Source organism: Alkalibacterium subtropicum (genome assembly GCF_900112455.1).
GTDB lineage: Bacteria > Bacillota > Bacilli > Lactobacillales > Carnobacteriaceae_A > Alkalibacterium > Alkalibacterium subtropicum.
Genome location: NZ_FOLT01000024.1, coordinates 1 through 14,013 on the forward strand (window position 1 = coordinate 1; position 14,013 = coordinate 14,013).

11 protein-coding genes are annotated in these 14,013 nt (G+C 46.3%); 9 read left to right on the top strand and 2 right to left on the bottom strand.

Going from position 1 to position 14,013, the window contains the following annotated elements:
- Positions 1-1,341 (bottom strand): LysM peptidoglycan-binding domain-containing protein (locus BM049_RS11455; RefSeq protein ID WP_091531853.1); only part of this gene is annotated, 1,341 nt, incomplete at its 3' end.
- Positions 1,342-1,516: 175 nt separating this feature from the next.
- Entirely contained in the window at positions 1,517-1,957 is a 441-nt protein-coding gene (gene aac(6') / locus BM049_RS11460; protein WP_177188711.1) for an aminoglycoside 6'-N-acetyltransferase, read from the bottom strand.
- Positions 1,958-2,180: 223 nt separating this feature from the next.
- Between aac(6') and BM049_RS11465 the strand changes: the two genes are divergently transcribed.
- The 9 genes from BM049_RS11465 to BM049_RS11505 all read left to right on the top strand — a co-directional run.
- Positions 2,181-3,491 (top strand): ABC transporter substrate-binding protein, encoded by a 1,311-nt coding sequence (locus tag BM049_RS11465; protein ID WP_091531859.1) that lies wholly within the window; start codon positions 2,181-2,183, stop codon positions 3,489-3,491.
- Positions 3,492-3,497: 6 nt separating this feature from the next.
- Positions 3,498-4,364 (top strand): carbohydrate ABC transporter permease, encoded by an 867-nt coding sequence (locus BM049_RS11470; protein ID WP_091531861.1) that lies wholly within the window; start codon positions 3,498-3,500, stop codon positions 4,362-4,364.
- Positions 4,364-5,188: a carbohydrate ABC transporter permease gene (locus BM049_RS11475; protein WP_091531864.1), complete on the top strand. Its 825-nt coding sequence runs from the start codon at positions 4,364-4,366 to the stop codon at positions 5,186-5,188. The genes BM049_RS11470 and BM049_RS11475 overlap by 1 nt, the downstream gene beginning before the upstream one ends.
- Positions 5,189-5,597: 409 nt before the next feature.
- Complete coding sequence (gene mnmE, locus BM049_RS11480; protein ID WP_091531866.1) at positions 5,598-6,986, top strand: tRNA uridine-5-carboxymethylaminomethyl(34) synthesis GTPase MnmE; 1,389 nt, start codon at positions 5,598-5,600, stop codon at positions 6,984-6,986.
- A gap of 301 nt (positions 6,987-7,287) precedes the next feature.
- Positions 7,288-9,183 carry a tRNA uridine-5-carboxymethylaminomethyl(34) synthesis enzyme MnmG gene (mnmG, locus tag BM049_RS11485; protein WP_091531868.1) on the top strand — a complete coding sequence of 632 codons (1,896 nt, stop codon included), beginning with the start codon at positions 7,288-7,290 and terminating at the stop codon, positions 9,181-9,183.
- Between the two features lie 508 nt (positions 9,184-9,691).
- On the top strand, positions 9,692-10,780 hold the full coding sequence (locus tag BM049_RS11490; protein ID WP_091531871.1) for a mechanosensitive ion channel family protein: 1,089 nt from the start codon (positions 9,692-9,694) through the stop codon (positions 10,778-10,780).
- Positions 10,781-10,828: 48 nt separating this feature from the next.
- The gene (locus tag BM049_RS11495) at positions 10,829-11,539 is read left to right on the top strand and encodes a response regulator transcription factor (RefSeq protein ID WP_091531874.1); all 711 of its coding nucleotides are present in this window, start codon (positions 10,829-10,831) and stop codon (positions 11,537-11,539) included.
- Positions 11,536-13,305, top strand: a complete 1,770-nt coding sequence (pnpS, locus tag BM049_RS11500) for a two-component system histidine kinase PnpS (RefSeq protein ID WP_091531875.1) — start codon at positions 11,536-11,538, stop codon at positions 13,303-13,305. Before BM049_RS11495 ends, pnpS begins: the two co-directional genes overlap by 4 nt.
- Before the next feature lie 192 nt (positions 13,306-13,497).
- The coding region (locus BM049_RS11505) for a substrate-binding domain-containing protein (protein ID WP_177188712.1) at positions 13,498-14,013 on the top strand (516 nt) is incomplete at its 3' end.

The following is a 14,013-nucleotide window of genomic DNA, read 5'->3' on the forward strand; positions in this document are numbered from 1 at the left end:
AGCGATCTGCTGTACCGTCGTGTCGTAACGGGCGGCGATGGCGGATAAGGTGTCACCGGCCTTCACAGTATAGGTGGTCGTGCTGGAAGGAGGTGGAGGAGGTGTTGTGCCACCATTTCCAGGGATGGTGAGGACCTGTCCGACACGGATAAGATTGACGTTCGTGATATCATTCGCAGCCGCAATACGTGAAACGGTCGTATTGTATCTTGCCGCGATAGCTGACAGGGTATCACCGGCTTTGACGGTATAGGTGGTCGTGCTGGAAGGAGGTGGAGGAGGTGTTGTACCACCAGTTCCAGGGATGGTGAGGACCTGTCCGACACGGATAAGGTTGACGTTCGTGATATCATTCGCAGCCGCAATACGTGAAACGGTCGTATTGTATCTTGCCGCGATAGCTGACAGGGTATCACCGGCTTTGACAGTATAGGTTGTCGATCCGGTAGGTGGAGGTGGTGTCGTCCCGCCGCTGCCCGAAATGATCAGTACCTGACCGGCGCGGATCAGATTAGGGTTAGCAATATTATTGAGTTCCACGAGGCGTTGAACGGTGGTATCGTAGCGGAGAGCGATGGCGTATAAGGTGTCTCCTGATTGAACGGTATAGGTCTGCGTACCTGCGTTGATGTTAAGGAGCTGGTTGATGGTCACAAAACGGTAACCGGCATTTTTCAGTCTCGTGATCATGGTCGGCAGGGCGCCTGGTGTGCCGGAAGCGCCTGCCCCGGTATGCATCAGTACGATGGCGCCAGGAACGATTCTATTCATGACACGGGAAACGATGTCACTGGAGGAGTTGCCTGTCCAGTCGATGGTATCGATGGTCCACATGATGGAATAAGGGTACCCTGCGTCACCGACACGCTGCAGGACGGTCGAATTGTAGGCACCATAAGGCGGTCTGAAAATAGGTTTAGTGGATCTGCCGGTGATCTGTCTGATCGTGTCTTCTGCACGCTGAAGCTGGCTTACTGTTTCAGCGGCCGAGATTTGTGTGAAATAAGGATGAGAGTAGGAATGGTTGCCCAGTTGATGACCCTGGTTGGAGATATTTCGGATAGCCTGCGGATGATGGTTGGCTCCGGATCCCGTCAGGAAGAAAGTAGCCGTCACATTATGAGTGGAAAGTATCTGAAGAATCGTATTGATATTGGTCCCATCCGCTCCATCATCAAATGTAAGGGCGACGACTTTTTCAGTGGTATTCCCTCGGCTGATGGATTGAGCGGGTGCAGCCTGGACTGTCGAGAACGAGAGTATCGAGGCTAACACCATCAAAAAGGTTAGCATGACCCCGACACTTCTGGTTATGATTTTTCCTCTAGTTTGTGTGTTCATTTTTCTCACCCCTTTCAAGCCACTAGAAGAGGAACATGACTATGTAGCAGAAAAAAATAAGTTGATATAAGCAAATAATGAATGGAAATCCTCTGTTATTGTTTAAACACATTATAACATAAAGAAAGTTGAGAACCACATTTAAGGTCTCAACAGAGAAGGGAAATAGAGTGAGTTATAACGCTTTGGCGTAACAGATCACGCGATTCACTTCTTTGAAGCCGACAGCTTTATGGAAGAGGGAACTTGCCTCATTCAACAGTTCGACATCGCTGGCAAATTCTGAAGCGTTCATGAAGCGGGACCAGTCCTCACAGACCTCTACCAGCTGTCTGGCGATCCCCTGATTTCTGAACGGTTTTCGCACATAAATGCCTTCTAAGTAACCGACAGGGGATGTGCGGGTCCCTTCCACATAATCATAACGGAGTTGAACGTGGGCAAATCCAAGGATATCTTCGTTTTCTTCACAAATGAAAAGTTCCGAGGTACTATCCCTGTGAAAATGATCCATTTCCTTTTTTAGGAGACTGAGATTTTCATCCGGCCACAGTAAATGAGCCAACTCTGAAATCTGTTCAATATGATGGTCACCGGCACTTTTTATTTTAAACATCCTTATTCCCCCCATGACTAACTCGCAAATACGTGTGTTATTTTTTTATTTTACCACAGATCTCCTTAGAACGCTTACAAAATAATCCGGGATATAAAGGTATAACAAGATGGCCTTTAATGACGGAAATTTTGTAAACAAAGCGTTATAGTTCATTCATACACAATTAGTATGGTATTATTTTTATTAAGAAAGCGACTACATAAAAAAAGGAGAATGCAGAATGAAAAAGTCATTGTTATTTTCTTTATTAGCCGTCCCATTGGTGTTATCCGGATGCGGAACGGGAGGAAATGAAGGTGGTTCGACCCCCTCTGAAGACGGACAAAATGGAGACGGTGCCGGCGGGGAAACTGTGACTGTAAACTTCTTCAACCAGAAACCGGAGATCACTGCCCAACTGGAAGAGCTTGCTGCCATGTATAGTGAACAGTCTGAAAGTAATGCAAACGTCACCATCACAACAGTCGGGAGTGGTGAAGGATCGGCTGCCTTACAGGCCCGGTTTTCTTCTGGAGATGAACCCGCACTGATGATGCTGAACGGTCTTCCGGAAATCGAGCGGTACAGTGACTCACTTGTAGATGTCTCAGAGATGGAGGTAGCCGATACGGTCATCGACGGTCTGCTCGAAGGTGGAACGATCGATGATACCCAACTTGGGATCCCTTTAAATATCGAAGGCTTCGGTTGGATGTATAATAAAGATATTTTTGATCAGGCAGGCATCGACCCGGAATCCATTGAATCTTATGATGATTTTGTTGCCGCCGTGGAGACGCTGGACAGCCAGAAAGAAGAACTTGGGATCGAGGAAGTATTTGGCTTCAGTGGAGGAGAAAACTACATTGCGAATCAGTTTTCAGCCAACTTTACCAGTCCAGAGTTCAATCACAGTATTTTAGACGCCTACAATGCCGAAGAACTGACATGGGAATACGGTGACCAGATGCAGAAATATACGGATCTGATCAATGAATATAACGTTCAGCCGATTCTGACCGTGGATTACAGCCGTTCCGTTGAAGAACTGTTTGTCAACGACCAGGTGGCTTTAGTGCATCAAGGGGTCTGGATCGTGCCGACGTTGAATGACATCGATCCTGATTTTGCTCAGGAAAAACTGGGTATTTTACCGACCTATGGCGAAAGCGATACAGAAGGAAGGATTCCAGCCGGTTCTCCCTGGTATATCGGGATCAATGGGAATATGGATGAGGCAGTCGTAGAAGAAGCGAAGAACTTTATCGACTGGATGTATCTGTCTGAGGAAGGGCAGGAAATGATCCTTAATGATCTGGCTTTCATTCCTGCTCAAGAAGGCTATGATCCCGAAGATATTTCAGATCCTGTATCACGTCAGATTTATCAAGCGATGCTTGCAGGGGAATCTGCAGCGTTTGTTCATAATCAGTATCCAAGTGGCTGGTTCCAGCAGGAATTGTATCCGCAATTCCAGAGCTATTTAAACGGAGAGCAATCATGGGAAGCGTTTGAAGAGAACACCTCTCAAGCCTTTTCAGAAATGAGGTAGTCGATTATGAAGGGAAAAAAGAAAAACCTGTATTACTGGGCTTTCGTTATCCCCTCCCTGCTGGCCGTATTTTTCGTTATTGTTCTGCCGCTGATTTTGGGCATAGGCACGTCATTGACCAATTCAGATGGACATACTGCAGTGTTTATAGGATTGAATAATTATAGAAGACTTTTATCAGATGAACAGTTCATTTATAGTCTGTGGTTCACTATTCGCTTTGCCTTTGTGGCCGTCATACTGATCAATGTCATCGGTCTGGGTCTCGCCCTTATCGTGACACAGAAAATCGGTAAGATCAGTTTGTTTTTCAGAACGGTTTTCTTTATGCCTAATTTAATTGGAGGGATCATCTTAGGTTTTATCTGGCAGTTTATCTTTGTCCGGGCCTTTGCAGGGATTGCAGAGGCGACTGGACTGACATTCTTCAATGCCTGGCTGGCTGATACGACCACCGGTTTCTGGGGACTGGTCATTGTGTTCCTATGGCAGATGAGCGGTTATATCATGATCATCTATATTTCGTTCCTTGCCAATATACCGGGGGAATTGATCGAAGCCGGCAAGATAGACGGGGCGAATAAGTGGCAGGCTTTCTGGCAGATAAAATTTCCCATGCTTGCGCCGGCGTTTACGGTCAGTCTGTTCCTGACTTTGGCCAATGCGTTTAAAATTTACGATTTAAACTTGGCGCTTACAAACGGGGCCCCTTTTGGATCTACGGAAATGATCGCCATGAACATCTATAATACCGCGTTCTTCCAATACCAGCAGGGTTATGCGCAATCCAAGGCCGTCATCTTTTTTCTTATAGTCGCGGTGATCTCTTTGACACAAGTCTTCATAACGCGTAGAAAAGAGGTCGATTTATAATGACACGAGAAAAAACTCACAAATGGCTGGTTATTATACTGGGTGTAATGATAACGGTCAGCTGGATCTATCCGTTTTTCATCATATTCTTCGGATCCTTGAAAAGTCGGGCAGAAATTTTCACGAATACGATCTGGATCCCGGAAACCTTTGTTCCAGAAAATTATTCCAGAGCATACGAGGGCTTGGAGTATGGCAGAAGTTTTTTAAACTCATTGTTTATCACAACATCAAGCATCATTATTATCGTTATTTTTTCTTCGATGGCAGCTTATGCTTTGGCGAGGAACAAGTCAAAAATCAGTACAGCAATCTATTTCTTCTGTGCGTTGACGATGCTGATCCCGTTCCAGTCGGTCATGATCCCTCTGGTTTCCATCTTCGGGCAGATCGACTTCTTGAACCGGTTCGGTCTGATCATCATGAACTGGGGGTTCGCTTCCAGTATGTCCATCTTTCTGTATTATGGCGCGATGCGATCCATCTCAGTATCGCTTGACGAAGCAGCTTACTTGGACGGAGGAACACCATTTCAAATTTTCTGGCGTGTGATCTTCCCGATCCTGAGACCGACAACCGTTACGGTCGTCATCCTAAATGCCATTCGTTTATGGAATGACTTCCTGCTGCCTTCACTTGTCATCAATCAGGAAGGTATGCGTACCATCCCGCTTCGCATGTATTACTTCTTCGGAGAATATACTGTCCAGTGGGAACTGGCACTGGCCGGTCTCGTGCTGGCGATCGTACCGATCATCGTGCTGTATATCTTCATTCAGCGCTATATCGTCGAAGGGGTGACAAAAGGAGCCGTCAAGACCTGATAAACTGGTAGGATAAGGTATAAATGTAGATCGCTGAAGGGACCCGTCCCTTCAGCGATCTTTTATAATGAATCATTGAATCGGCTGTAAAAAAATGTTCACAACTGACTTATAATAAATAAGTTAAAAAGTTGACAAATCGACTCATTACTTATATTATTTAACATGTCGAAACAAATAGAATATCTCATTTACGTTTAAATAAGGTAAAGTAGTGAAAGTGCTTTTCCGCTCAAGGTAGTAGTCTATACTAAATTGGAGTGGGACCAGGCGCTTTTTTTTGTGAAAAAAATTATGGATTTAGCGAAAAAAGCCTGAATCCACGCAAAACACGAGCTTTTTATAACAGTTTTTGTAGTAGAGAGGACAGGCTCAAGACGCATCTACTAAATAACAGGAGGAACTTTGAATGGCTATAGAATTTGATACGATCGCTGCGATCTCAACGCCACCGGGTGAAGGTGGTATCGGCATCGTCCGCATCAGTGGTGATGAAGCACTGGAGATTGCTGACCGTGTTTATCAGGCAGGGAAAAAAGAACTAAGCAAACAGAAAACCCACACGATTCATTATGGCCACATAGTGAATCCGAAAACAGACACGCAGATCGATGAAGTGATGGTCACGGTCATGCGTGCACCAAAAACGTATACACGAGAAGATGTTGTTGAAATCAATACCCATGGCGGCATCGTGGCAGTCAATAAAGTACTGGAAACGGTCCTGCATAACGGTGCGCGTCTGGCGGAACCAGGAGAATTTACCAAACGCGCCTTCCTGAACGGCCGCATCGACTTGTCTCAGGCTGAAGCGGTCATGGATGTCATTCGTGCAAAAACGGATAAAGCGATGCATATGGCTGTAACCCAATTGGATGGGAACCTGAGCCACCTGATCAAGAATTTAAGGCAGGAAATACTGGGCACACTGGCTCAAGTGGAAGTGAATATCGACTATCCTGAATACGATGACGTTGAAGAAATGACTTCCAAACTGCTGGTCGAAAAGGCCAAGGAAGTCAAAGCCCAGGTCGAAGCGCTGCTTGAGACAGCCGGACAGGGTAAGATCCTTCGGGAAGGATTGGCCACAGCCATCATTGGCCGTCCCAACGTCGGGAAATCAAGTCTTTTGAATGTCCTTCTTAAAGAAGAAAAAGCGATCGTGACTGAGATTGCCGGAACGACACGCGATGTCATCGAAGAGTACGTCAGCGTCAAGGGTGTGCCTTTGCGACTGATCGACACGGCGGGTATCCGTGAAACCGAAGATATCGTTGAACGCATCGGGGTGGAACGCAGCCGAAAGGCCTTGTCAGATGCCGATCTGGTTCTTCTGGTATTTAACCAGAGCGAACCGCTGACAGAGGAAGACAAGCTCCTGCTTGAAGCGACTGACGGACATCACCGCATCATTATATTGAACAAGATGGATCTGGAAAACAGACTGGATTTTGATGAACTGAAAACTTATGTCGATGCTGACAGTATCGTCCAAACATCGATCATTACAGAAGCCGGCTTGAATGAACTGGAAGCGAAAATCGCCGAGCTGTTCTTTGCCGGCAACACGGGCGAAAAGGATGCGACTTACGTGTCCAACATCCGCCACATTGCCTTATTAAATGAAACGAGCGGTGCCTTCGATGACGTCATTGAAGGGATCAAAATGGGCATGCCAGTCGATCTGGTGCAGATCGATATGACCAGAGCCTGGGACTTGCTTGGTGAAATCACCGGTGACAGCGTTCAGGATGAACTCATCACCCAGCTCTTCAGCCAGTTCTGCCTCGGGAAATAAGAAAAGCGAGACAGCCCCGTTCTGACTCCAGCGAAAAAAAGGAAATTATGCCCTGAATGAGCATACTGCGCAATTGCTGAAAGACTTCCTGCTTTAGCAGGTTAGTCGTACAGTATGCGTTAGCTGGTAGCTAATTTATCTTTTTTCGTTTGGAGTCAGGGGGTGAATCGCTAGACAATAAGAAAAGCGAGACAGCCCCGTTCTGACTCCAGTGAAAAAGTGCTGGGGTGGCAGAAGGACCCGGGTCACTTTAAAATAACTTAAAACTTAAACGAAATCTCAATTAGAAAGGACTAAATCTATGCAAACATATGAAGCAGGTTATTATGATGTCGTCGTCGTAGGAGCCGGTCATGCCGGATCCGAAGCGGCACTGGCTTCCGCACGAATGGGGGCAGAGACGCTTTTAATGACCATCAACCTTGACATGATCGCCCATATGCCGTGTAACCCGTCCATCGGCGGACCGGCAAAAGGGATCGTTGTCAGAGAGATCGATGCTTTAGGCGGAGAGATGGGGCGCAACATCGACAAGACCTATATTCAAATGCGAATGCTGAATACCGCCAAAGGCCCAGCTGTACGGGCTTTACGTGCACAGGCAGATAAGCATATGTATTCAGATGAAATGAAAAAAACGATTGAACAGACGGAACACCTGGACTTGAAACAAGGGATCGTCGATGAACTGATCATTGAAGACGGTCAGATTCAGGGCGTCATCACGAATACGGGTGCGATTTATAGAGCGAAAGCTGTTGTTTTGACTGCCGGGACTTCTTCACGCGGCGAGATCATCATCGGCGAACTGAAATATTCTTCCGGTCCGAACAACACGCAGCCAAGCATTAAACTCTCAGAAAGCCTGCTTGAGCATGGCTTTGAACTGGACCGTTTCAAAACCGGGACACCCCCGCGTGTTCACAAGAGTTCGATCGATTACTCGGTGACGGAAGAACAGCCAGGTGACAGCGAGCCGCATCACTTCAGCTTTGAAACACCGGATGAAGATTATCTTGAAGAACAGATTTCCTGCTGGCTGACGTATACGAGTAATATCTCGCACGATATCATACGTGAGAACCTGCATCGTGCGCCGATGTTTACAGGTATCGTTGAAGGCGTCGGGGCCCGCTACTGCCCGTCGATCGAAGACAAAGTCGTGCGTTTCTCTGACAAGCCGAGACACCAGCTGTTCCTTGAACCGGAAGGCGCGAATACTGACGAAATATACGTTCAGGGCCTTTCTTCTTCATTGCCGGAAGATGTCCAGTTATCTGTCCTGCGCTCCATAGAAGGCCTGGAAAACGCGCAGATGATGCGTACTGGTTATGCCATCGAATATGATGTTGTGAAACCTTACCAGCTTCGCCCGTCACTGGAAACGAAATTGGTTGATGGGCTGTTCACTGCCGGTCAGATGAACGGGACGTCAGGCTATGAAGAAGCCGGCGGACAAGGACTGGTTGCCGGGATCAATGCGGCACGTCTGGTCAAAGGGGAAGAACCGGTCGTATTGAAGCGGAACGAAGCCTATATCGGCGTGATGATCGACGACCTGGTCACAAAAGGAACGAACGAGCCGTATCGTCTGCTTACATCACGCGCAGAATACCGTCTCCTTCTGCGTCATGACAATGCTGATTTCCGTCTGACTGAAAAAGGCTATGACCTCGGACTGGTTTCTCAAGAGCGCTTCGAACTGTTCCTGACTAAAAAAGATTTAGTCGAGAAGGAACTGGAACGCCTGAAAACGATCCGTCTGAAACCGAGTGACGTGAAAGACTATCTGGAAGAAAAAGACGAACCTCAGTTGAAAGACGGGATTTTAGTCTATGATTTCCTGAGACGGCCGTATGTAAAATATGAAGACATTGTTCCTTTTGCGCCGACAGAAACTGAACTGCCAAAAGACGTGAAAGAACAAGTCGAGATCCACATCCAGTATGAAGGCTACATCAACAAAGCGATCCGTAAAGCGGAGAAGATCAAGCGCATGGAAAACAAACGTATTCCAGAAGGCATCGATTATTCCGTGATCAACGGCATCGCCACAGAAGCCAGAGAAAAACTGGCAAAGATCCAGCCTGAAACGATCGCCCAAGCCAGCCGTATCAGCGGCGTCAACCCGTCAGACATTTCGATCCTGATGGTCTATGTTGAACAAGGCGACGTTCAGAAAGTGAAAAACGCTTAAAGATAAAAAGGGAAGAGACTGGAAAATTCCAGTCTCTTTTTCATACATTGCGCACGAATATAAAGGTGAATGCCTTGAATTTTGATACATTCGACAGTTAGGGATTCATTTTTATAACGTACCTGTCGAAGAATAAGAACTTCGGTAAGTAGCTCGCGTGTTTTGATATCAAACTGTCGAAGTTCCCTCGTGTTCGGTAAGTAGGTTGAAGTAAAGGGAACGTAACTGTCGAAAACCGCCTTATTCGACAGTTAGAACTAGAAGTGGGTGTTGAAACTACCGAATAGATGCCAACTTGAGCACTTAGGTTGGAAAAGTCCCTGTTTAAGTACCGAATAGAACGATATTCAGCACTTAGACTTTATCAAGTTGAAGCTAACTACCGAACAACCGAACTGCGGAACTACCAAACTACCGGAATCACCGAAAATAAGACGAGTACAGTCGTTAATTCACCCAAAATTTGGTACACTTAAATAAATCTAAGCTTAGCGAGGAAGATTAACAAATGGAAGAAATACAAACGGAACGCATACTTGGTTTTTTCGAAGCCATACAAAACAATGAAATCAGTTTCTGGCTGGGTGCCATCATCGGCTTTGCCCTGATTTTTGTTGTACGGGCCGGATTGCATACCGGACTAAAGAAAATCATCAGTCAGGAACGTACGCGTCTGTTTCTTGAGACGCTTGTCAACTGGGTGACATTATTTGTCCTGATCGTCTACTTTTTAACGTATTTTTCAGAAACCTCCTTTATCTATCAGACGCTCTTTGTGTTCGGGGAGACGCAGATCACTGTCTTCCTGATTCTGACGGTCCTCTTTGCGATCGTTCTGGCTGTAAAGTTCTCAAAAGCTGTTCGGGAATATGTTCTGCCGACAGTTTATGACAAATACGGCCTGGACAGGGGACTTCAAGCATCGATGAATACCTTTTTCCATTATTTCATCATCACGATGGCCATTTTGATTTCGCTGTCTTCCATCGGGTTTAACCTGACTAGCCTCACAGTCTTCGCCAGCGTGCTGGGTGTCGGGATCGGGTTTGGTTTGCAGAATGTGATGTCCAATTTCATTTCAGGCTTGATCATTCTGTTTGAGCGACCGATCAGAGTAGGGGACCGGGTCATTATCGACGATACGATCGCGGATGTGGAGGAGATCAAGATTCGGGCGACCGTCGTCCGCACGCGTGTCAATGAGCGGATGATCATCCCCAATTCCTATTTCCTGGAAGAAAAGTTCGTCAACCGCTCGTATGCCGATACGCGTCTGCGCATACCAGTCGAAGTCGGGGTCTCTTATGGCAGTGATGTCGAGCTGGTCAAACAGCTGTTGTTTGAATCCGTATATGAACTGAGAGAAGAATCCTGGCCCAACATCGTGGACCGTCCAGAACCCCGGGTCTTTTTTGAAGGTTTTGGCGATTCCGCCCTGGATTTCACTGTCTGGTTCTGGATCGATTCGCAGAGCGACGAGAGAGAATTTACCATTCCAAGTGACTTAAGGTTCAAAATATTCAGGAAGTTTGCGGAGAACGATATCGAAATACCTTTTCCTCAACGAGACGTTCATCTGATATCAAATGATAAATGAGTCGGTCAGTCGCAGTCTTATAATAATCAAACTAAAAGGATGGATGATATGAAAAAAGTATTAGTCGTCGAAGATGAACAATCTATCGCAAAACTGCTGCAGTATAATCTGGAAAAAGAAGGCTACGAAGTGGATGTCGCCATGGATGGTAAGGAAGGTCTGGACCGGGCTCTGGAAGATGATTACACCATCATCCTGCTGGATCTGATGCTCCCGACGAAAGACGGCATGGATGTGTGCCGGGAATTAAGACAGGAGAAGATCGACACACCGATCATCATGCTTACGGCAAAAGATTCAGAAATAGACAAGATCGTCGGACTGGAGATCGGTGCTGATGATTATATGACAAAACCCTTCAGTCCGAGGGAAGTGACGGCACGCATCAAAGCCATTCTGCGCCGTGTTGAAAAGCGCAATGGGGAGAAACAGGCAGAACCTGCCCAACAAGAAGAGGAACTGACTTTTGGAGAGATTACAATCTATCCGAATACTTACGAAGTGATCGTTAGAGGAGAAAAAGTCGATTTTACGCCCAAAGAATTCGAACTGCTTTTGTATTTAGCGAAACACGCCAACCGCGTACTGAGCAGAGATCAGCTGCTGCTCGCTATCTGGGACTATGATTTTGCCGGAGAGACTCGCATCGTGGATGTGCATATCAGTCATCTCAGAGAGAAAATCGAAGCCGATCCGAAAAAGCCGGAATATATCAAAACGGCTCGCGGGTTCGGTTATAAATTCGAGGCGAGACCATGAAACAGCTCCGCAGCAGGATATTAGGTTTTTTCACACTGGTCCTCATTCTGTTCAGTCTGCTGTTTATGTATCTCAGTTCGAACATACTTGAAAATCAGGCCATTGAGCAACAAGGGAATGATCTGAAAGCCCAATTGTTGACGCTGTCCAGTCAAGTAGATGCTTCTTTTTCAGATGCAAGCTGGCAGGATTTAAGTGAGAATCTTTCGCAGACTGCTGAGGCGGTAAGTGAACGGATCACGTTCATCTCTCTGACCGGGGAAGTCGTCTATGATTCAAGGGCGGATCAGGACACACTGGAAAACCACCTGAACCGACCGGAAGTCCAGCAGGTTATCGAAGGTGAAAGGATCGGGACCTATAGTAGAGAAAGTGCCAGTACAGGGGAATATCTGTATTATGTCGCTGTCGAAGTAGACAGTACAGAAGGGGCCCCGCTTGGTTATTTGCGTCTGTCCAAAAACGTAGAAGAGATGGCCGCCTTGACTGATGAAGTCATTCAGATCCTGCTGATCTTTATGGCTGTATCGATCCTCGTCGCTTTACTCTTCACTTTTTACTGGACGAAACGGATAAGCGATCCCCTAGAAGAGATGAAACGGGTAACTGAAAACCTGACGGACAATGACTATACCGGTCGATATGCCGGTCAGTCGTATAAAGAAATCGACGATCTCGGTTACTCGATCAACAGACTTGCCTTGAATTTGAACCTGCAGATGCAGGAAATCAGACAAAATGATGCGCAGTTAAGAGAACTGATCAATCATCTCGTCATCGGCGTTTTTGTTATTAATCCCGATAGAGAAATCACTATGGTCAACCCTGTAATGAATGACATGCTGGGGAAAGGTTTGTCCGGTGAAATAGGTGAGACATATCATGAGAATATAAAAAGTGCCGGTTTGATCGAACTGATCGAAAAAGCCTACCATAAGCAGCGGGTTCAGAATAGTGAACTGGTACTCTATTATCCTGAAGAAAAAATAGTGGATGTAAACGTCGTGCCTATAATTGATTCAGAGGGGAATCCTGTCAATTATATCGTCCTGCTTTACGACATCACGGAAATCAGACGACTGGAAAAAATCCGGACAGATTTTGTGGCCAATGTGTCTCACGAGTTGAGGACACCGATCACGGCCATCAGAGGATTTACTGAGACCCTGCTGGATGGTGCAATGAAGGATGAAGAGGTCCTGACGGAGTTTCTGACGATCGTCAATAAAGAGTCCATCCGCTTGAGCAATATGGTCGAGGACATCCTGCATCTGTCAAAACTTGAGCAGAGAAATGTCCTGAAAACGCTGGATGAGGTCCGGGTCAAAGAGGTCACCGATGAGATCCATAAAATCCTTCATCAGAAAATCGAATCCAAGAATATCCAGTTCACCTATGAAGAAAGCGATCCGGTGATCCTGAAAATGGACAGAGATCATCTGAAACAGATCATTCTGAATCTGGTTGCCAATGCAGTGAATTATACCCCGGATAATGGGGCTGTATCTGTTAAGGCGGAGACACACGACAATGAAATAGCAATTCACGTCAAGGATAATGGCATAGGTATCCCTCCAGATAAACAAGACAGGATTTTTGAAAGATTTTACAGAGTCGATAAAGCACGAAGCCGAAATGCCGGAGGAACAGGACTCGGTCTGTCGATCGTCAAGTGGTTAGTAGAAAATAATGATGGGAGGATCACACTGGCGAGCGAAGAAGAAAAAGGGTCTCTTTTCACAGTATGGCTACCTGCTGAACAGTAAACCGTATCAGCTTTCCCTGGAAGAACCGTTCAGAAACTTGAACGGTTCTTCCAGGGATTTTTTATTTACAATAAATTTACCCTTCCTTACATAATGTATACATGAAATTGAAGTGTTCTAAACAAAAGTTCTATAAAGTAAGGGGTGTAGGCAGGAGTTGTCTAAAATTAATGAAAAAGGGGACATATAAACATGAATAAACTACTTAAATGGGGAACACTAGCAGGTTTGACACTAACACTGGCGGCTTGTGGAAACGGCGCCGAAGAAACAGATGGAACAGATGAAACAGCTGGATTCGACACATCAAGCAACATCCACCTCGTCACCCGAGAAGTGGGTTCCGGTACACGTTCAGCCTTTGCTGAAATGGTCGGCCTCTACGAAGGCGAAAACGATCAGATTTCTCCGGGAGCCACTGCCCAGCAGGGGACCAATGCGGTGAACAGCACGGTTGCCGATGACACCTATGCGATCGGTTATACGTCTGTCGGGGCCTTGAACGAGTCACTCAAACCTGTCCAGATCGACGGTGTCGATCCGACAGAAGAAAATATCCTTGCAGGTGACTACGAAATCGCACGAAACTTCAACTTGATCATCGGAGATGACCTGGACGAAGTGGCCGAAGATTTCTGGGCGTACATGTTTTCCGCTGAAGGACAGGCTATCGTTGAAGAGGCTGGCTACATCCCGGCAGATACCGAA

Coding starts and splice junctions, on each gene's coding strand:
- BM049_RS11465 (WP_091531859.1), top strand. CDS start 2,181: ATGAAAAAGTCATTGTTATTTTCTTTATTAGCCGTCCCATTGGTGTTA.
- BM049_RS11470 (WP_091531861.1), top strand. CDS start 3,498: ATGAAGGGAAAAAAGAAAAACCTGTATTACTGGGCTTTCGTTATCCCC.
- BM049_RS11475 (WP_091531864.1), top strand. CDS start 4,364: ATGACACGAGAAAAAACTCACAAATGGCTGGTTATTATACTGGGTGTA.
- mnmE (WP_091531866.1), top strand. CDS start 5,598: ATGGCTATAGAATTTGATACGATCGCTGCGATCTCAACGCCACCGGGT.
- mnmG (WP_091531868.1), top strand. CDS start 7,288: ATGCAAACATATGAAGCAGGTTATTATGATGTCGTCGTCGTAGGAGCC.
- BM049_RS11490 (WP_091531871.1), top strand. CDS start 9,692: ATGGAAGAAATACAAACGGAACGCATACTTGGTTTTTTCGAAGCCATA.
- BM049_RS11495 (WP_091531874.1), top strand. CDS start 10,829: ATGAAAAAAGTATTAGTCGTCGAAGATGAACAATCTATCGCAAAACTG.
- pnpS (WP_091531875.1), top strand. CDS start 11,536: ATGAAACAGCTCCGCAGCAGGATATTAGGTTTTTTCACACTGGTCCTC.